The organism is uncultured Roseovarius sp. (assembly GCF_913054395.1).
In the GTDB taxonomy this organism is placed as follows: Bacteria; Pseudomonadota; Alphaproteobacteria; order Rhodobacterales; family Rhodobacteraceae; genus Roseovarius.
Genome location: NZ_CAJXIP010000017.1, coordinates 14,699 through 34,202 on the forward strand (window position 1 = coordinate 14,699; position 19,504 = coordinate 34,202).

A 19,504-nucleotide genomic window follows, 5' to 3' on the forward strand; every position below is an offset into this window, starting at 1 on the left:
GCGAGACAAAATACCTCGCCGTTGTCGTTCAAGCCACTCCGGTCCAGAGCTGGAACAGCACGCCCGACGCAAAGGCGCCGGTCAGGGACAGGCCGATGTAGAGTGCAAAGACCTGTGGCCGCGCCAATGCCCAGACCGCCATCGCCGCCGGGATCGAGGTAACGCCACCGGCGACGAGGAAGGCCATGCCGGCGCCGGGCGCCATGCCCTGTTCGATCAGCCCGCCGACCAGTGGCAGCGCCGCATAACCATTCAGGTAGGCGGGAACCCCGACCACCGTTGCCGTCACGATAGGTAGAAGCCCCTCACCGCCGAGAGCGGCGGTCACGGTTTCCGCCGGGATCCAAGCCAGCATCAGGCTCTCGAGGATGAAGGCGAGCGTCAGCCATTTGGCGAGGAACAGCGTGGTGCTCAGCGCGGTCTTTCCGAACTTGGCCCGGCGGCCCGCATCGGCCCAGAATCGCCAGACGACGGGCTTTGGCGCACGGACCCTGGTGCCGCCGCAACCCCCGTCGCCGATCCCCTCGCGCAGCGGATCGGCAAAAGCGCCACCTTTCATCATCAGGTGCACCACCGTGCCGCCGAACACGCCTAGCCCGATGGCCGCAACGGTCTTGGCAACTGCGAATTCGAGGTCGAGCACACCCGCCGTCAGCACGAACATCGACGGGTCCATGATCGGTGACGCCAGCCAGAACGCCATCACCGCCGAAAGCGGCACGCCCATCGCCAGAAGCGCGGCGATCAGCGGGATCACTCCACAGGAGCAGAAGGGCGAGATACCCCCCGCCAAGGCGCCCAGCCCGATCATCAGGAGCGGCGCGCCGGTGAAGGCGCGGGCGATGAGGTTGTCGGCACCCGTCGCCCCGGCCCAGGCGGCGATGGCGATGGACAGGATCAGAAACGGCGCCGTGCCAATGAGTGCGCTACCCGCGAAGAGCACGCTCTCTGCGGCCTGGGACGTATCGAACACCGCCAGCGCCGCAAGGATCAGCGCCGAGGCAAGCCAGACACGCTGATCCTGCCACAGATGACGCAGCACGGACCGGAGGCCCGGCGTCGGGAGGGTTGTATCAGTCATCACCAAATCTCCGGAATTGCAGTTGTTTTAGGGCAAGAAAAAGGGCGCACGCGTATCATGCAGCGTCCTCCGACGGGCGCACCGCGACACCGGTGCAGCACTCGGAGGTCAGGAAACCGACGAGCCTGTGCATCGCCGGAAAATCGACCCGGTTGAACACTTCGCGGCCCTGCCTGTCCTGAAGCACAAGCCCGGCATCGACCAGTGTCGACAGATGATGAGCGAGCGTCGACGGCGCGAGGCCCAGATGCTCACCGATATCGCTGACCCGCAGCCCGTCGTCCCCGGCCTTCACCAGCAGACGAAAGATCGACAGACGAGCGTCATGTCCAAGGGCGGCAAGGGCGCGAGCGTTGGGGCTGGTCGTGGTCATGATGTCAAAATAACTATAATTCTAGTTTTGTAAATGATTCATTTCGGCGGATGTAGACTCACAGCCGAATTAATATTTCGCGGATATGATGCCTCTATCACCAAGTTACGCTCGTTCAGGGTCGTCATGGTAATCCAAGCTTCAGAACGGGAGGAGAGCAAGGCTTCAATATTCGTCGCAGAGGCTTCGTCTGCAAATGCAGTTTCTGTGACCAAAACCGACACCACGAACGCAACAGAAAACGAAATCCGCAATCTCGGCACCAATGAACGCCCTTTAAGGCGACACCTCATGGCTGAGTGTGGTGATGGCTGTTCCCACGGTCAACCCGTTACCAGATGTCCCCCGCGAACAAGGATCACTTTCTGGCATCGCCGGTGCCACTGTCCCCTTTATTCCAATTCTGTATCATTACTCAGGGCACAGTGATCGTGGGCGTGATCATGCGGCATGGATCAGCCCTTCCGCCGGATCGCCTCGGCCAGCGTGTTGGCGATGGTGCCGTATTTGCGCAGGTTGCGATACTCCGGCATCATTCCCATTCCATCTGCTGGAAGGCGGTCTGCGCGTTGCGGCCGGCAAGACTGTCGAACTGCTTGAGATAGGAAAAGGCCGTCTGGTCGACCTGCGGCGCAGTCAGGATGTCGCCCCCCTCATCCAGCAGCGCCCCGATCTGCGCACGCAGGTTCATCAGATAGTCGTAAGTGTCGGCGCGGGCGTGCTCCATCGTCGTGGCCCCGCCATGGCCCGGCACGACATGCGCGGCACCGGTTGCCTCTACCGCGAGATAGGCGTCGGGCCAGTGGGTGATCGAACTCTGGTTGCCGACGCCAAGGATGCGCTCGACATAGACGATGTCGCCGGTGAATACCGTGTCGCGCGCTGGTACCCAGACGAAGCTGTCGCCGGGCGTGTGAGCGGGGGCCGGATGCACGATCTCGAAGCGCACCCCGCCGACCTCAAGCATATGGGCATCGGAGAAGGTCACGTCGGCAAAGCTGGGTTCGGTTCCCTCCAGGGCCATACCGATCAGCTGCGCCAATCCTGTCAGCTGCATCGAGGCGCGAGCCTGCTGGTCCTCGACCGCCGCATCGGGTGCGATCACCGTGGCGCCCTGGGCCTGCCAATAACCATTGCCGAGCCAGCGGTGATCCTGACCGCCCGTGTCGATGACATAGACCACCGGCTGATCGGTGACGGTGCGGATCGTGTCGTGTAGGGCCTTGGCACCCTGCCACGATCCGCCCGGATCCATCAGCACCGCCCCCTCAGGCGTTACGACCAGCCCGAAGGTCGCGTTGTTGGCGAGGTTTTCCGGACTGCGCTGTTCCAACGGGCCGACGATGGCCCAGACATCGTCCGTGACAGGCTGGACTTTGAGGACATCTGCGGCGGCGAGGGTGGGCGCAACAAGGATTGCGGCGGCAACGAAGGCGCGGATCATGCCTGGAGCCAGCCGTCGAGTTTCACCGCATCCGGCAGGCCGCCGGCATGGACAAGCTTGCCGTCCACCGAGATACCCGGCGTCGATATGACGCCCGCCATGGCGATGGATTTGGCGTCAGTGACCTTGACGACTTCGACCTCGACGCCCAACCGGGACGCCGAAACCTTTACCATGGTTTCGGTCGCGTCACAGCGTTTGCAGCCGGGGCCGTAGATCTTGACGGTTTTCATGGGCGTGTCCTTTCTAGGATTGTGTCGAACCGGAGGGTCGTTCAAAGCAAGAAGTTGAAGAGAAAGCCGGTGGCGAGAATGCCCGCCGATACGACCGCGATGAAGATCGCGATCAGGCGGAGTTTCAACACCTGCTTTAGAATGATCATTTCGGGCAAGCTCAGGGCGATCACCGACATCATGAACGCCAGCGTTGTGCCCAGAGCAGCGCCCTTGCCCAAGAGCACTTCGACGATCGGGATGACGCCCGCCGCGTTGGTGTAGACCGGCACGCCCACGATGATCGCCGCCGGGACCGACCACCAAGCCTCGCCGCCCATGATCCGCAGCATCATCGCCTCGGGGATATAGCCGTGGATCGCGGCGCCGATGCCGATGCCGACGAGCACCCAGATCCAGACCTTGCCAACGATCTCACGCACCTGTTCGACGCCGATCCTCAGCCGGTCGACTAGCGTCAGGCGGTCTTGCGGCAGGTCGCTTATGGGGCCCGCGTTCAACTCGCGCACCCAGTCCTGAAGATAGCGCTCCAGCCCCATCCGGCCGAGGATGAACCCAGCGAGGGTGGCAATCGTGAAGCCGAACACGAGATAGATCGTGGCGACCCGCCACCCCACGAGACCGTAAAGCAGGCCGAGGCCCACCGGCCCCACCATCGGACCCGCAATCAGGAATGAGAAGGTGACGCCGAGCGGAATGCCCGCCGAGACGAAGCCGATGAAAAGCGGCACCGACGAACAGGAACAGAACGGAGTAAGCGCCCCCAGGAGCGAGGCCAGCGGATAACCCCAGATTTCGCGCTTGCCCGCGAGGATCGCGCGGGTCTTTTCCGGGCTGAACCAGCTCCGCAAGACGCCGGTGACAAAGACGATGCCCGTCAGCAGTAACAGCACCTTCGGAACGTCATAGACGAAGAAGGCAATGGCCTCGCCGGTGTGGCTGTCGCGCGCCACGGGAAACAGCGCCGTCACCCATTCCGAGATCGGAATCAGCCGACCATAGAGCAGGTACAGGACCGCGCCGACGACGGGCACGCCAAGATACCAGAGCCAGTCGGGCGCGCCACGACGCGGTACGGGATCATGTGTTTCGACGGTCATGCGACCTTCCTTTCGAGATTGAATTCTGCGGTCAGCACAGCGTGGACAACATCCGCGAATTCTTGTGCAAGGTCGGGGTTCCGGCGATAGCGCACCCATTGCGCGTCGCGCCGGTCGAGCACGAGGCCAGCCTTGCGCAGCACCTTCATGTGCCGCGACATCCGGCTCTGGCTTGTGTCGAGCCTCGCCATCAATTCGCAGACGCAATGCTCACCGCCATCCCAGAGAAGGGCGAGGGCGGCGCGGCGGGTCGGGTCACAAAGGGCGGTCAGTACTTCCTGCATGGATAAGTGAGTATGCGTTCGAGCGCATATGCGCCTTGATCCATATCAACCGACCCTGCGCAGCGTTCTATTCCGCGGCCAACCGCTTACCCTCTATCTGCTCGTCATCAGGCGCTTCGGATTTCCGGCCTGCATCCGCAAAGGGCGTGATCCGAAACCATGCGGCATATAGCGCCGGGAGGAACAGCAGGATCAAGACGGTTCCGGTCGCTGTGCCTCCTATCAGAGTATATGCCATCGAGCCCCAGAAAACGGAGTGGGTGAGCGGGATGAAGGCCAGTACTGCTGCGAGCGCGGTAAGGATGACGGGCCTTGTGCGCTGTACCGTGGCCTCGATGACGGCGTTGTAGTCGTCGAGTCCGGCCGCACGGTTTTCCTTGATTTGCTCGGTCAAGATCAGAGTGTTGCGCATCAGGATGCCCGCAAGCCCGATCAGGCCCAGGATGGCGTTGAAACCAAAGGGCTGGTTGAAGACAAGAAGCATCGGCACCGCACCGACAAGACCAAGGGGCGCCGTCAGCAACACCATGACCATCGTAGAGAAGGAGCGAACCTGAAGCATGATGATGATCAGCGTGGCCGCTATCATGGTCGGAAAGACCTTTACCAGTGCGGCATTGGCCTCGGCGGATTCCTCGATCGACCCTCCCATCTCGATGCGGTAGCCAAGCGGGAGGGAAGTGATCAGCGGCTGAAGGGCCTTCATGACGTCCTTGGACACCTCGGGCGGCTGAGCCGCCTCGTTAATTTCCGAACGGACCGTAACGACAGGTATGCGATCGCGGCGCTTTAGGATGGGCTCTTCCAGTTGGATTTCTGCATCCCCGATCTGCTCAAGCGGTATCTGCCGACCGTTGCGCGTGACCAGCGAAAAATCTGTCAGCCGCTCCGGGTTCAGCCTTTCGCCGCCGGCGCTGCGCGCGACGACCGGCACATTGCGGATATCCTCGCGCACCTCGGTGACGGGTATGCCGGAGAGGAGGAACTGGAGCTGCTGGCCCACCTCGGCTGGCGAAAGACCGATGAGGTTCAGCCGGTTCTGATCCGGGACGAAGCGAAGCACCGGCGTGCGATTTCCCCAGTCACGGTTCGCTTCGCGCACATCGGGGACGGTCCGCATGATGTCGAGCGCTTTTTGCGAAATGGCATAAAGCTGCGCCGGATCGGGGCCCATGATCCGGAACTCGACCGGGAAGGCCGAAGGGGGACCGAAGACGAACTGGGTGGCGCGCACGTAAGCCTCGGGCGCCAGTCCCTCCGCTACGGCCGCGCGGAGCCGGAGTTGCAGGGCGTCGCGCGCCTCGGCATCGGGCGTCAGCACCACGATCTTGGCAAAGGCGGGGTCGGGCAGTTCCGGCGCCAGCGCCAGGTAGAAGCGCGGCGCGCCCTGACCAATATAGCTGGTGACGATACCGGCTTCGGGCTGTTTTTCGAGCCAGCGCTCGATCTTCTCGACGGCCTCACTGGTCGTTTCGATGCTGCTGCCTTCCGGCAGGCGGATCTCTACCAGGACCTCCGGACGATCCGAGGTCGGGAAGAACTGTTGCTTGACGCCGCCCATGCCGACGGCGGACACAGCGAACGCGATGCCGATGATGGCACAGGTCAGGAATTTGTGGCGCACGGCGAAGCCGATAAGCCGCCGCAGGCGCCGGTAGTTCGGCGTAGCGTAGATCGCGTCATGGCCGCCCTCGACGGGTTTGATGGCAGGCAGCATCTTCACCCCGAGATAGGGGGTGAAGATTACGGCCACGACCCAGGAAACGATCAGGGCGAAGCCGACCACCCAGAAGATGTTGCCCGCATATTCGCCAGCCGTCGAGGACGCAAAGCCGACCGGCAGGAAACCGGCAATCGTCACCAGCGTGCCCGACAGCATCGGGGCTGCCGTGTGGCTCCAGGCGTAGGCTGCGGCCTTGATGCGGTCCATTCCCTCTTCCATCTTCACCACCATCACTTCGATGGCGATGATGGCGTCGTCGACAAGCAGGCCGAGCGCCAAAATGAGGGCCCCGAGCGTGATACGGTCAAAGAACTGCCCGGTCTCGAGCATGATGATGAACACTGCGGCCAGCGTCAGCGGGACCGCCGCCGCCACCACGATGCCGACGCGCCAGCCCATGCTGATGAGGCTCACCAGCAGAACGACGCCAAGCGCCATCGCGAATTTCAGCATGAATTCGTCAATGGCCGATCTGATGTTGACGGCCTGATCTGTCACCTTGTCGAGTGTCATCCCGAGTGGCAGTGCCTGGGCTATGGCTGCCGTGCGGGTCTCCAGCGCAGCGCCGAGGGAGAGCCCGTTCCAGCCGTCCTTCATCACCGCCGCAAGCATGATTGCAGGGTCGCCCTGATGTCGGATGAGATAGGTCGGTGGATCCTCGTAACCGCGATGAACATCCGCGATGTCGGAAAGCGTTAGCGTCCGCCCGCCTGTGGCTATGGGCGTGTCGGCGATCATCCGGACGCTGTCATAGGCACCGTCGATCCGGATAAAGACCTGCGGACCCCGCGTATTGATGGAGCCCGCAGGGGTGAGGCTGTTCTGTCGCTGCAAGGCGGCGATGACATCCGGGACCGAGACGCCGAGGGTCGCCAGCTTGGTGTGGGAAAACTCGACGAAGATCTGCTCGGGACGTTCCCCGAGAATGTTGACCTTCTTGACACCGGGCACGTGCAGGAGGTCCTGCCGGATCACCTCTGCCTGTCTGGCCAGCTCGCGCATCGGCAGGCCCTTGGCCTTGAGCGCATAGAGGGCAAAGCTCACATCCGCATATTCGTCATTGATGAACGGACCCAGGACGCCGGGTGGCAGGCGGGCGGCTTCGTCCCCGAGCTTCTTGCGCGCCTGATAGAATTGCTCCTGCACCGCCGGTGGCGGCGTGCTGTCCAGCAATGATAGCGTCATCAGCATCAGGCCCGGACGTGTGGTTGTGTCCACTCGGTCGTAACAGTCCAGTTCCTGAAGCCGCTTCTCGAGCGGCTCTGCCACAAGGTCCTGCATCTCGCGTGCCGTGGCGCCCGGCCACACCGCCGTGACCGTCAGGTTCTTGATGGTGAAGCTTGGGTCTTCCGCCCGTCCGAGCTTGAGAAACGCAAAGGTCCCGGCGGCCACGATCACGCAGATGAAGAACAGGGTGACGGCCCGTTCGCGAACGGCGATTGCCGAAAGGTTAAGGCTCATCGGACGCTCCCATTGCCGGGGCTGACCCTGATGCGCGCACCTTCTTCCAGCAGATGGGCCCCGAGTGACACGACGGGTTCGCCCGGATTGAGACCCGAGACCACAGCGGTTTCGCTGCTCAGCCTGACCAGTGTGACCGGCCAGAAATGAACGGTGGAAGTGGCAGTATCGACAAGCCAGACGCCGGTTTTTGTGCCGTCATCAAGAACGGCGCCGATCGGCACCTGTACTTCCGGATCACTCAGGCCGGTTGTCAGCCGCAAGGTCACGGTCGCGCCAAGCGGCGCCGAGGCGGCCGCGCCATCAAGCACATAGCGCGCTTCATAGGTGCGGGTCTGAGGGTCGGCGGCATCTGAAAGCTGTCGGAGATTTGCTTCGTAGATATTGTCGCCGTCGCCATAGATACTGGCCCTTGCGGGGCTGCCAATGCTCGGGCGCACAGTCTCGGGAAGCGTCACCACGGCTTCACGCGGGCCGGCCCGCGCGATCCGCACCACCGGCTGGCCAGCAGAAACGACTTGCCCCGGCTCTCCAAGGGTTTCGACCACAGTTCCATCCGTATCGGCGATCAGGACGGCATAGGTCGTTTCATTCTTCGCGAGCCGGGCGTCGGCTTCGGCCATGGCAAGCTGCGCGCGCGCCGTATCCAGGGCCGCCTTGACCTGTTCGTGACGCTGCTCGGAAATCCACCCGTTATCGAGCAATTTGGCATGTCTGCGTTCATCCGGTTCCAGCTGGCTGACCGTTGCGCGCGCGGCCTCGACCGCCTTCTGCTTTGCCGCAAGCGCAAGATGAAGATCGGTATCGTCGATCCGCAGCAACGGCTGACCCGATTTGACGTCCTGGCCCGCATCTACAAGCCGTTCCGTGATCATTCCGGGAACGCGGAAGCCGAGATTGCTTTCCACCCTCGCGGCGATGAAGCCTGTGAAGCCACGCTCACGGGACTCCACCGGATTCGCAACTGCCAGCTTGACGACCGGAGCTTGCTGCCTTGGGTCACTTACATCCGGGGCCGTGTCCTTTCCCTCAACGGAAAGCATTGCGAGTGCCGCCGCCCCAGCCGCGGCAGTCAGGAAACAGCCTAACAGCAACATGCGTTTGATCTTCATGCCCGACCTCTTCGGAGTTGATTGCTTGCGAACAGGGTCGCCGTACAGACCGACAGCCCGAGGCGTGCCGCGCCGCTGCTGAGGTGAACGGCACTGATCTCATCCGGCAACCGACGGGGCCTTCGGAAACGGTGTGATCTTTTCGCGAGTGGAGAGGTGTAAGACATCATCCTACCCTAAAGTTAGCGTTGCTTACATATGTAAGAGTCGCTAACTTAGTCAACGGAAAAATTTGAGAACTCTTGCTGGGTCAACAGGAAACACTTGGAAAGTAACCCAAAATCATATCATCATGGCGATCTGCGCGAGGGGCTTCTGGAGGCGATCCGCAGTTTGATCGAGCGCGATGGTCCCGACAAATTTCGCATTGCCGAGGCGTGTCGAATCGCCGGTGTGTCAACCGCCGCGCCCTATAAGCACTTTTCCGACCGGGACGAGATGCTAAGGGGCGTCGCGCTGCGCGGTATGATGCGGCTGCGCGACGCGATGCGGGTGGCGGTCGAAGCTTATCCTCCTCGCGATCCGCGGCGCGTTGCCGGGTTGGGAAAGGCCTATGTGGATTTTGCCCGCAGCGAGCCCGGCATTTTCCGCCTGATGTTTGGCCTTGCCGAAAGCCATCACTCAGACGACGCGCTCCGGCGCGTAAGCGACGCGAGCGAGGCACTCGTCGAGCGGGTCGTAGCCGAACATATCGGCGCTGATCCGGGTTCGGACGACGTCCGCCTGCGGGCTTACGCACTGTGGTGCTTTGTGCATGGCCACTGCTTCCTGACCCTCGATGGCAAGGTCGATCCCCACAAGCCCGGTGTCGAAGATCGGCTGCTGGCACTGGTTGGCGATCGAATGCTCCCGGCGTGGGAGGGTGCCGACCGTAACCCCTCAGGCGCGGCCTAGGCGGCTTTGAATTCATTGAACGGGTCGTGATTTTCATGCGGACAGGGCAGGGGCCAAATCAGCCGGCTTCAACCCGCGTGCCTCTGACAGCGCTCCTCGCACGCAAAAAAAGGGCACGCCCAAACGGACGTGCCCCCTTATTGTCAAAGCCCGAAGTCCTAGCTTTTCGGCCAGTTGCCCTGCTGTGCCTGATAACCGACATAGTCATAGGCGAAGTCAGAAATGTTCGTGAAGGTTCGTGCCTTGTCCATGAAATCGAACATGTGATCGTGGATCTTCTTAAAGCTCGCGCTCTGTTCCGACATTTCCGCATAGAGCATGTGAGTCTGGCGATAGCTTTCGCGCAGAATTTCCTCTGGCATGGTGCGGACCTGTACGCCCTCGGCCAGCAGACGTTGCAAAGCCGCCGCGTTGCGTGTGTCGTAGCGGTGCATAAGCTGCGCGCCACTGGAACGAGAAGCGTGTTTCAGCGCGGCCTGGAAATGTTTGGGCAATGCGGCATGCGCATCAGCATTGATGAAATAGCTAAGTTCACCCGATGGCTCCCAGAAAGCGGGGGCGTAGTAGTATTTCGCGACCTTGTAGAAGCCCAGTTTCTCGTCGTCGGCGGGGCCAACAAACTCGATCGCGTCCAATACGCCGCGCTCCAGCGCAGGATACATATCCGCGCCAGCGATCTGCTGGGGAATGGCACCCATGCGGCTCATCACGGTGCCGCCAAGACCACCAATACGCATTTTCAGACCTTTCAGATCGTCCAGCGAATTGATTTCCTTGCGGTACCATCCGGCCATTTGGGTGCCGGTGTTGCCGGCGGGCATGTTGATCAGGTTGAAGTTTGCCAGAACCTCGTTGATCAGGTCGTTTCCGCCGCCTTCGTGCATCCACGCCTGATACTGACGGGCGTTGCCGGACCATGGCATAGCTGTCCCAAAGGCAAACGCAGGGTCTTTACCCATGTAGAAATACGATCCGGTGTGTCCCATTTCGACGGTGCCATCGCCCACGGAATCGGCAATGCCCAGTGGCGGAACCAATTCGCCTGCGGCGAAGACCTGAATTTCGAACTGGCCGTCGGTCAGCTCATAGACCGCCTTGGCCATTTCTTCACTGGACGCAAACAGCGTGTCCAGCGATTTGGGATAGCTTGACGCCAGACGCCAAGTCACGCTGGGGCTGGCCTGTGCGATGGCCGGCGCCGCCAATGTAGCCCCTGTTGCGGCGATTGCGCCGCTTCTCAGGAAATTTCTGCGATCCATGGATGTCTCCTCCTGTTCCATGTGAATACTGGTTGTAAAACGGTCTTTTGGCCGGTGGTTGTGTGCACTCTCCAACCCGGTGGGGCGTTCTACGGTCGACGCCGCAGTCTACGAGCGCGACCTTTGCCGGACAATGCAGGAATCCTGAACAGGTATGCACAACAAAGCGGCACCCTGCGGGCGGATGGCCCGCAACGTGCCGCTATGTCTACCTATTGAAACGCGGGTCAATCCGTTTGAAACCACACGGCCTTGGTGTCCAGATAGGCTTGCATATGCTCGATGCCGCCTTCCTTGCCATAGCCCGACATTTTCAGCCCTCCAAAGGGCACGGCGGGATCAATCGCGTGGTACATGTTGACCCAGACCGAACCGGCCTTGATGCGTTTGACCATTTTATGCGCAGTCGACAGATCGCGGGTAAAGACGCCGCCAGCCAGCCCATAAGGCGTGGCATTGGCGCGGGTAACGGCCTCGTCCAGCGTATCAAAGGGCATGGCGGAAATAACGGGGCCGAAAATCTCTTCGCGGGCGATGGTCATGCTGTCGTCAACACCGCCAAAGACAGTCGGGCGCAGGAAGTTGCCCCCCTGATAGGCGGTTCCCGTGGGGCGATCACCGCCTGTAATCAGCTGCGCGCCTTCCTCCTGACCAGAGGTGATATAACCCTCGACCTTGCAGGTCTGGCGGTCATTGATCAGGGGGCCAAGTTCGGTGTCGGGGTCAAGCCCGTGACCGATTTTCAGCGTTTGCGCGTATTCGGACAGGCCATGAATGAACTCGTCATGGATTTCGCGCGCTACGAACAGCCGCGATCCGGCGATACAGATCTGGCCGGAGTGCGCATAGACCGCCATGGCCGCCACGGGGATTGCCTTGGCGATGTCGGCGTCCTTGCAGATAATCATGGGGGATTTCCCGCCCAGTTCCAGCGTGATTCGCTTGAGCGTATCAACACCGGCACGTGCAATGGTCTGGCCCGTCGCGGTCGAGCCGGTAAAGACAACCTTGTTCACATCCGGATGTGACGCCAGCCGCGCGCCAGCCTCTGAGCCGATACCTGTCACCACGTTGACAACGCCGTCGGGCAGGCCTGCCTCTTGCATCAGCTGGGCAAGGCGCAGGGGCACCAGAGGCGCATCTTCGGAGGGTTTCAGCACCACAGTACAGCCGGTCGCCAGAGCCGGGGCAATCTTCCAGACCGAGGCGGCGGTAGGGGCGTTCCAGGGGATGATCGCACCCACAACGCCCACGGGTTCGCGCGTCGTATAGGTTACCATCGACTGAGAAACCGAGTTTTCGATGTAATCGCCATGCAGGGCGGTGGCTTGTCCGGCATAAAACCGCAGCATCCCGATCACCCGGCGCTTGTTGCCCAACGTTCGCGAAATCGGCAGGCCCATGTCCAACGTGTCCGTGACACACAGCTCGTTCCAATTCTTCTCGACCAGATCGGCGATGCGCAGCAACACTTCTTGCCGGTCGTAGGGGGTGAACTTTGACCACTCGCCTTCAAACGCGCGCCGGGCTGCGGCCACGGCAGTATCGACATCGACTGCCGAGGCGCGTGGAACGGTGGCGATGCCCCGTCCGCTTGCCGGATCGATGACGTTCAGAACCTCGCCCGATTGGGCCGGCACGTGTTTGCCGTCGATGAACATGGGGCAGAATTGGCCGCTATAAAGGGCGTCAGCCATTTTCCGGGGGTCAAAGGTCAAAGTCATGGGAACCTCTTTGCAACTTTGCGTTCTCCCTATCACCCCCGAACCCCGAGGTTAAACGCGGAAAAGCTGAAGGGGCGTTCAGAATATGCGGTTTTGAAAACCCGGCCCTGTGGGGGATTGTCCGGTCAAGCAGGCCGCAAGCGGGGTGCCGCGTCTCGATCAATGTATGCGCCCCCGACGATCGAAAGGGAAAAGACATGAAAGATCAATATGATATTGCTGTCGTACATGGTGACGGTATCGGGCCAGAGATTTGCATAGCCTCTCTGACCTTGCTGGATTCTGTCCTGCCCGGCGGTGTCCTGCGCTTTACGGAGCATCCTGCCGGCGCTGAACATTTTTTGAAAACTGGCGAAAGCCTGCCGCAGGCTACCTATGATGCCTGCGCCAAGGCCGACGCAGTGCTGCATGGTGCCGCCGGCATTCCCGGTGTCGTCGGCCCGGACGGGACAGAGGTGGGCGTTGATTTCACCCTCAAGCTGCGCTTTGGGCTGGACCTATATGCGAATATCCGCCCCATTCGCTTGTTTGACGGCGTCACCGGACCGCTGTGCTGCAAGGGTGCGGACAAGATAGATTATGTCATTCTGCGCGAAAACAGTGAGGGCCTATATGCCTCGCGCGGGGGTGGTACCTTGCTGCGCGAGGAGGTGGCGACAGATACGCTTGTCCAGACGCGCAAGGGGATCAGGCGGATCGTACACAAGGCGTTCCAACTGGCGCGCCTATCCAATGGTGCGCCTGCCGACGGTGTCCGGCGTGTCACCTGCTGTGACAAGGCCAACGTCTTGCGCAGCTATGCGTTTTTTCGCAGCGTCTTCGATGACGTGGCCAAGGAATACCCCGATATCGAGTGCGATTATGCAATCGTCGATGCCATGACCATGCATATGGTTCTGCGTCCGAACCACTATAACATCATCGTCACAGAAAATATGTTCGGTGACATCCTGTCCGATCTCGGGGCTGCTACTGTTGGCGGTCTGGGATTGGCGCCGTCTGCCGAGGTGGGTGACAATAACGGGCTCTTCCAGCCCTCGCACGGCTCTGCGCCCGATATCGCGGGGCAGGGGGTGGCCAATCCTTACGGAATGGTTTTATCGTCAGCGGCAATGCTGGACTGGCTGGCGCTGCGTTATGAGGACCAGCGGCTGTTGACCGCAGCGACACAGATAAAAGCGGCCTGCGCCATGGCGATGACCGAGGGATGCTTTACCCCCGACCTAGGTGGTGATCTGTCGACCACCGACGTGGTCGGTGCATTGATCGACAAAGTAAAGGCGATGGGGTGACGCAAAAACCAATTGTCAATCTGATCGGTGCGGGGAATGTGGGGCAGACATTGTGCCACCTGCTGGTGCGGGCGGGGCTTTGCGATGTTCAGGACATCACCAACCGCACCCCGGAGAAATCGTCCCTGGCGGCGGAATTTATCGGGGCCGGGCGGCCTGTGACCAGGTTGCAGGATATGCGCCCCGCCGATATCTGGCTGATTACGGTCTCTGACACCAGCGTCGCGGCTGTCGCTGCTGATCTGGCCGCTTGCGATCAATCGCCTGCCATCGCAGTGCATTGCAGCGGCTTTTTGTCCGCGACCGAAATGGCGCCGCTGGGGGCCAATGGCTGGCAGTTGGCCAGTGCGCATCCGGCAACGACATTCGCCAATCAGGCGGTGTCGGTCGCGCAATTCGCAGGCACATATTGCGGGCTAGAGGGCGACGAAACTGCCGTCGCGACGCTAGAGTTGCTGTTCACCGGCATCGGCGCGCGATGCTTTCCCGTCCGGACCGAAGCAAAGGCGCTGTACCACGCGGCCGCCGTCCTGTCGTGCAACCTGACGACCGTGCTGCAAGCCATCGCGCAAGAGGCCTGGGCCGAGGCCGGGGTGCCGCAGGACGCCATGCACGGGTTACACGCAGCGTTGCTAAAAAACACCAACGACACCATTCTGACGCTCGGCCCCGAGGCGGCGCTGACAGGCCCGGCGGCGCGCAACGACAGAGATGTCGTCACCCGCCAGCATGCCGTCGTGGCCGATTGGCACCCCGAAGCAGGGGGCGTCTATGAGGCGCTCAGCACTATGGCAACACGGCTCAAACAGACCGGCAAGACGCGTTAGGCACCCCTGCGGAAAATGCGCACCAATTCGGGCAGGTAGGCGTCGCCTTCACCGCTGTCAACGGCGTCTGACAGTGCCCGATGGATACCATCTGCGATCAAGTGCTGCGCGTCGGCATCGGCCGACATGGTGCGGTAATAGGTGAAATCTTTCAAAGCGTTGCTGATGGCAAATGGCAATGCGTCGCGGTCGCCCGTGGTGATGAAGGGCGCCAGACGATCGAGCGCAATGCTTGCGCCGCCGCCGCCGGCCAGAACATCCACGAAGGACTGCGGATCTATCCCTGCATCTGCGGATTGCGCCGCCGCTTCGGCCAGCAGAGACATGAACCCGACCGAGACATAGTTATGCAGTAGCTTCAGCCGGTGGCCTGCGCTGATCCCGCCCACATGCGTCACCGCCTCGGTGAAGGATGCCAGCACCGGGCGCACCCGTTCCAGCACGTCGGCATCGCCCCCGACCAGCAGGTTCAACTTGCCCTCATGGGCGAATTTGGCGGTTCGGGTCATTGGCGCATCTATGAAATTGCCACCCGCCGCCTTGACCGCTTTCGCCATCTTCACGGTTGAGGCTGGCAGTGCGGTCGAACAATCGACGACCACCGTGCCCGGACGCAACCCGGCAATGACACCGTCCGGGCCGGTCAAAATCGTTTCGACCTGGGGCGAGCCGGTCACACAAAGGATCACCACATCAGAGGCCTGGGCCACCTTGGCCGATGTGTCCTTCGCTTTTGCGCCAAGGCCCAGCAACTCTTCAGTCGGCTGGTTTCCGGGGTGATCCAGAAAGCTCAGGGCAAAGCCCCCGCGGCGCAGCACGTTGCGCGCGATTCCATGACCCATCAGGCCAACACCGATTATACCTACGTTCATGTGGTGTCTCTTTCTTCAATAACGGCAGCAGGGCAAGGGGCCGCGCCGGTTCATACCTAACTGGAAAGGTGTTCGACCCCACAAGTCAAATGCTCGCACTGGATGCAACCCGGTTTTTCTGACGCAGTGTTCGACTTTTCTGAATTGGCTGGCGAGGGCGTGGGGCAATGAGCGCACATAAGAGCGATGATATGAACAAACCGGCGCAACAGGTCAGGTTGGTGCACCGCTCGGCAGGAAGATATTCGACGTCCTGAACGCTGGGGCAAAGCGATGAGAGGCGGGATTGCCGTCAATAACCTGACGATTCCCGGCGGTGAATATGCCGGGTTTATGGCAATTGTGGAACGGGTTAACAAGCCCGCAATCTAGGCCGCGCGTCCGATCCCAGCACACAAACCTGATCGCTAAAGCGTCTGCCATTTTCCCGGTTTCAGGAAGAACGCAAATTGCTTTGGGTCACATGTCGAATATCAATTTAAAACTTCTTCAGACGTTTTTGCTCGCCTCCGAACACGGCAGCTTTCGGCGTGCCGCGGAAGAAAGCAATCGCTCGGCTTCGGCTGTGAGCATGCAAATTCGCAATCTGGAAGAGCAGATCGGCATCAACCTGTTTCAGCGCACCCCGCAACGGGCGCTGCTGACCGCCGAAGGGCAAATTCTGTTTGAACAGATTCGCAAGTCGATGGCAGACGTTGAATCCAGCCTGGACCGGCTGACACATCTGGCCGAACAGCGCAAAGGCAAGATCCGCATCGCCTGTGCGCCGACCCTGGCCTCGGGCCGGTTGGGCGACATCCTGGCGACCTTCAAACAGCGCTATCCGCGTAGCGTGGTCCAGGTGACCGAAGTGCCCACCGCCGCCGCCCTGCTGTTGCTGGAGCAGCAAGAGGTCGAATTCTATATTGGCCCCGAGGTTCCGAACCTTTCTGATTTCTTCTTTGACAAGATCATCGACGATCCGCTGATTGCATGTGTCCCCAACGCGATGAATGACAATATCAAGCAGTTGACAGTGACACAGTTGCAAGACTTTCCGCTGATCCTGTTGAACAAGGCGACCGCCGTGCGAGCGCTGTTTGATCGGTTGGTGGCTGCGGAAAGCGCGCAGATCAAGGTTCAATACGAGGTGGTCAGCGCGCAAACCGCGCTTGCCTTTGCCAGTGCCGGTCTCGGCGTTTGTATCCTGCCAAGCATCGCGCTGGCGGCGGAAACCCTGAGCGGGTGCGGCATAATTCCGATAGACCATGCGCAGGCGCATCGGGCCGTGGGGATCATCACGCCGCGCGGGTATGTGCACCACAGTTTTTCGGAACAGTTGATGGCGCTGGTGCGAACCGATCTGGAGGCGATGCAAGAGGCATTAGCAGCACGATAGTAACGCAGGCGGGGCGGCAAGGGGTGGACGATTTGGCGAGGGCATGCGCATAGGCTGTCAGCGTCGCAAACATGCCGATAAGCGGGGGTTTGCTTCGTCGGCCAGGTTTTATAATGAACGATCATATGCCTGGGCGGCTTGGTCTGAGGTGTGCAACAACGGCGGGAATCCGGAAAACAGGGGGGGCAAAAGTGATGTCCTTGATATTGAAAATTTCACGCGCCATCGACGCCGTGACCGCGCTTTTTGGCCGCTACGTGTCGTGGTTCGTGTTGGCCGCAGTTCTGGTCAGCACGGCCAATGCCATTTCGCGCAAGGCCTTCAACGTCTCGTCCAATGCCTGGCTGGAGCTGCAATGGTATCTCTTTGGAGCGGTGTTCATGTTGACGGCGGCAGACGCGCTGCGCCGCAATGCCCATGTGCGCATTGATATCGTGACCAGCATGCTGAGCCAGAAAACCCGCGATGTGATCGACCTGATCTGCCACATCACGTTTCTGATGCCGTTCTGCATCCTGATGTCCTGGTTGAGTTGGACGTTTTTTCTGCGCGCCGCGTTGTCGGGTGAAACCTCGTCAAATTTTGGCGGGTTGGTGATCTGGCCGGCAAGGTTCCTGATTCTGCTGGGGTTCGTGTTGCTGCTGTTTCAGGCCGCGTCGGAAATCATCAAACGGATTGCAGTGCTGAGAGGCGTACCAATCCACACTCCAGGCGACGACGGGCTTGATCAGCTATGATTGATTTGATTGCACACAACCTTGCGCCCATCATGTTCTGCTCGGTGATGGCGATGCTGCTGCTGGGTTACCCCGTGGCTTTTACCCTTGCCGCAGGCGGTCTGGCCTTTTTCGTGATCGGCGTCGAACTTTCGCCCTACTCGAACGAGATAAACCTGTCTTGGCCCTTGCTGCAATCGCATCCCAGCCGTGTGTTCGGGATCATGTCGAACGAAACGCTACTGGCGATTCCGTTCTTTACCTTCATGGGGCTTGTGCTTGAACGATCCGGCATGGCCGAGGATCTGCTGGACACGGTCGGCCAGTTGTTTGGCCCCGTGCGCGGTGGGCTGGCGTTGGCGGTGGTGCTGGTGGGTTCGCTCTTGGCGGCGACAACCGGGATCGTTGCGGCGTCAGTCATGGCGATGGGGTTGATATCGCTGCCGATCATGCTGCGCTATGGTTATAGCCCCGCGATCGCGTCGGGCACGGTTGTGGCCTCGGGCACGCTGGCACAGATTGTGCCGCCGTCGCTGGTGCTGATCGTCATGGCTGATCAGCTGGGCCGCCCCGTGGACGACATGTATGTGGGCGCCTTTGTTCCTGCGATGATCACCATCGGTATCTATTGCGCGTTTGTGGTCTGGTTCAGTATTTTCCGCCCCGGCGTGATGCCGGCGCTGCCGTTGGAGGCGCGCAAGTTCAAGGGTGGTTTTGGTTCCTTGGCCGGGATCATCATTCTGTCGGTCGGCCTGGCCCTGGCCGCGCAACGCTGGGGTTTTACCAGTTTTGCTTCCGAAACGCGGCTGGTGGCATCGGTTTCGCTGGCGGCGCTGTTTGCACTGTGTGCGACACTGCTCAATCGCAAGCTGTCTCTGGGCCTGATGTCCTATCTGGCCGAGGAAGTGGTGATCGTGCTGATCCCGCCGCTGGCACTGATCTTCCTCGTTCTGGGCACCATCTTTCTGGGTATCGCCACCCCAACCGAGGGTGGCGCGATGGGGGCGACCGGGGCGCTGGTGCTGGCGTTCATCCGGCGGCGGCTTAGCTATGGGATGCTCAAATCCGCGCTGGATTCAACCGCACGTCTGGCGGCCTTTGTGATGTTCATCCTGATCGGCGCGCGGATTTTCGGCCTGACCTTCTATGGCATCAATGGCAACCTTTGGGTCGAAGAGCTGTTGTTGCAGTTGCCGGGGGGGCAGCTTGGGTTTCTGGTTTTTGTGACCCTGATCGTTTTCGTCCTTGGCTGTTTCCTCGATTTCTTCGAGATCGCCTTTATCGTGGTGCCGCTGTTGGTACCGGTAGCCGCTCAATTGGGCATCGACCTGATCTGGTTCGGGGTCATTCTGGGTATCAATCTTCAGACATCCTTCCTTACCCCGCCTTTCGGGTTCTCGTTGTTTTACTTCCGCTCGGTCGCGCCGCATGAGGATTGGACCGATCCCGTCACCAAGCGCCGGATGAAGGCGGTTCGCACTATCGAAATCTATAAAGGCGCGCTGCCGTTCATTGGTTTGCAGGCTCTGGTTCTGGCCATCGTCATCTCCTTTCCTGGGCTTGTGACCCATTACAAGGATGTAGCACCGCCAATCCCGGGCGGAATCCAGCAGAACCTGCCCGGTTTGCCGGGGATGAGTGGGGGGGCGTTACCCGGCCTGCCGGGATCGCCCAGCGGGGGTCTGGCCCCGTTGCAACTCGCGCCTCTGGGGACATCGCAGGACTAACAGG

At 60.8% G+C, this 19,504-nt stretch carries 17 protein-coding genes; 6 read left to right on the forward strand and 11 right to left on the reverse strand.

What is annotated here, in order from left to right:
• Window positions 1–28 precede the first annotated feature (28 nt).
• The 8 genes from QZ522_RS04135 to QZ522_RS04170 all read right to left on the reverse strand — a co-directional run bounded on the left by QZ522_RS04135 (window position 29) and on the right by QZ522_RS04170 (window position 8,811).
• Entirely contained in the window at window positions 29–1,081 is a 1,053-nt protein-coding gene (locus tag QZ522_RS04135) for a permease (RefSeq protein WP_294607858.1), read from the reverse strand.
• A gap of 55 nt (window positions 1,082–1,136) precedes the next feature.
• On the reverse strand, window positions 1,137–1,454 hold the full coding sequence (locus tag QZ522_RS04140) for a metalloregulator ArsR/SmtB family transcription factor (RefSeq protein ID WP_294607860.1): 318 nt from the start codon (window positions 1,452–1,454) through the stop codon (window positions 1,137–1,139).
• A gap of 532 nt (window positions 1,455–1,986) precedes the next feature.
• Entirely contained in the window at window positions 1,987–2,898 is a 912-nt protein-coding gene (locus QZ522_RS04145) for an MBL fold metallo-hydrolase (protein ID WP_294607862.1), read from the reverse strand.
• Window positions 2,895–3,131: a thioredoxin family protein gene (locus QZ522_RS04150; RefSeq protein ID WP_294607865.1), complete on the reverse strand. Its 237-nt coding sequence runs from the start codon at window positions 3,129–3,131 to the stop codon at window positions 2,895–2,897. Before QZ522_RS04150 ends, QZ522_RS04145 begins: the two co-directional genes overlap by 4 nt.
• Before the next feature lie 41 nt (window positions 3,132–3,172).
• On the reverse strand, window positions 3,173–4,231 hold the full coding sequence (locus tag QZ522_RS04155; protein WP_294607867.1) for a permease: 1,059 nt from the start codon (window positions 4,229–4,231) through the stop codon (window positions 3,173–3,175).
• On the reverse strand, window positions 4,228–4,515 hold the full coding sequence (locus tag QZ522_RS04160) for a metalloregulator ArsR/SmtB family transcription factor (RefSeq protein WP_294607870.1): 288 nt from the start codon (window positions 4,513–4,515) through the stop codon (window positions 4,228–4,230). Before QZ522_RS04160 ends, QZ522_RS04155 begins: the two co-directional genes overlap by 4 nt.
• Before the next feature lie 67 nt (window positions 4,516–4,582).
• Window positions 4,583–7,699 carry an efflux RND transporter permease subunit gene (locus tag QZ522_RS04165; RefSeq protein WP_294607873.1) on the reverse strand — a complete coding sequence of 1,039 codons (3,117 nt, stop codon included), beginning with the start codon at window positions 7,697–7,699 and terminating at the stop codon, window positions 4,583–4,585.
• Window positions 7,696–8,811 (reverse strand): efflux RND transporter periplasmic adaptor subunit, encoded by a 1,116-nt coding sequence (locus QZ522_RS04170; RefSeq protein ID WP_294607876.1) that lies wholly within the window; start codon window positions 8,809–8,811, stop codon window positions 7,696–7,698. Before QZ522_RS04170 ends, QZ522_RS04165 begins: the two co-directional genes overlap by 4 nt.
• A 264-nt stretch (window positions 8,812–9,075) precedes the next feature.
• Between QZ522_RS04170 and QZ522_RS04175 the strand changes: the two genes are divergently transcribed.
• Complete coding sequence (locus QZ522_RS04175; RefSeq protein ID WP_294607878.1) at window positions 9,076–9,705, forward strand: TetR/AcrR family transcriptional regulator; 630 nt, start codon at window positions 9,076–9,078, stop codon at window positions 9,703–9,705.
• A gap of 158 nt (window positions 9,706–9,863) precedes the next feature.
• On the opposite strand, the gene dctP is transcribed toward QZ522_RS04175, so the two are convergent.
• Entirely contained in the window at window positions 9,864–10,964 is a 1,101-nt protein-coding gene (gene dctP / locus QZ522_RS04180) for a TRAP transporter substrate-binding protein DctP (protein ID WP_294607880.1), read from the reverse strand.
• Window positions 10,965–11,191: 227 nt separating this feature from the next.
• Window positions 11,192–12,688 (reverse strand): aldehyde dehydrogenase family protein, encoded by a 1,497-nt coding sequence (locus QZ522_RS04185; RefSeq protein WP_294607883.1) that lies wholly within the window; start codon window positions 12,686–12,688, stop codon window positions 11,192–11,194.
• Between the two features lie 197 nt (window positions 12,689–12,885).
• On the opposite strand from QZ522_RS04185, the gene QZ522_RS04190 reads away from it, so the two are divergent.
• Together QZ522_RS04190 and QZ522_RS04195 are read left to right on the forward strand one after the other, a co-directional pair.
• A complete protein-coding gene (locus QZ522_RS04190) occupies window positions 12,886–13,980 on the forward strand; it encodes an isocitrate/isopropylmalate dehydrogenase family protein (protein ID WP_294607886.1) in 1,095 nt (364 codons plus the stop codon).
• The gene (locus QZ522_RS04195; protein WP_294607888.1) at window positions 13,977–14,807 is read left to right on the forward strand and encodes a Rossmann-like and DUF2520 domain-containing protein; all 831 of its coding nucleotides are present in this window, start codon (window positions 13,977–13,979) and stop codon (window positions 14,805–14,807) included. The genes QZ522_RS04190 and QZ522_RS04195 overlap by 4 nt, the downstream gene beginning before the upstream one ends.
• Here the strand turns inward: QZ522_RS04195 and QZ522_RS04200 are convergent.
• Window positions 14,804–15,679 carry an NAD(P)-dependent oxidoreductase gene (locus QZ522_RS04200; protein ID WP_294607891.1) on the reverse strand — a complete coding sequence of 292 codons (876 nt, stop codon included), beginning with the start codon at window positions 15,677–15,679 and terminating at the stop codon, window positions 14,804–14,806. The genes QZ522_RS04195 and QZ522_RS04200 overlap by 4 nt on opposite strands.
• Window positions 15,680–16,001: 322 nt before the next feature.
• On the opposite strand from QZ522_RS04200, the gene QZ522_RS04205 reads away from it, so the two are divergent.
• From QZ522_RS04205 to QZ522_RS04215, 3 genes are all read left to right on the forward strand, one after another.
• Window positions 16,002–17,057: a LysR family transcriptional regulator gene (locus tag QZ522_RS04205; protein WP_294607923.1), complete on the forward strand. Its 1,056-nt coding sequence runs from the start codon at window positions 16,002–16,004 to the stop codon at window positions 17,055–17,057.
• A gap of 194 nt (window positions 17,058–17,251) precedes the next feature.
• Complete coding sequence (locus tag QZ522_RS04210) at window positions 17,252–17,794, forward strand: TRAP transporter small permease subunit (RefSeq protein ID WP_294607894.1); 543 nt, start codon at window positions 17,252–17,254, stop codon at window positions 17,792–17,794.
• On the forward strand, window positions 17,791–19,500 hold the full coding sequence (locus tag QZ522_RS04215) for a TRAP transporter large permease subunit (protein WP_294607896.1): 1,710 nt from the start codon (window positions 17,791–17,793) through the stop codon (window positions 19,498–19,500). Before QZ522_RS04210 ends, QZ522_RS04215 begins: the two co-directional genes overlap by 4 nt.
• Window positions 19,501–19,504: the final 4 nt, after the last annotated feature.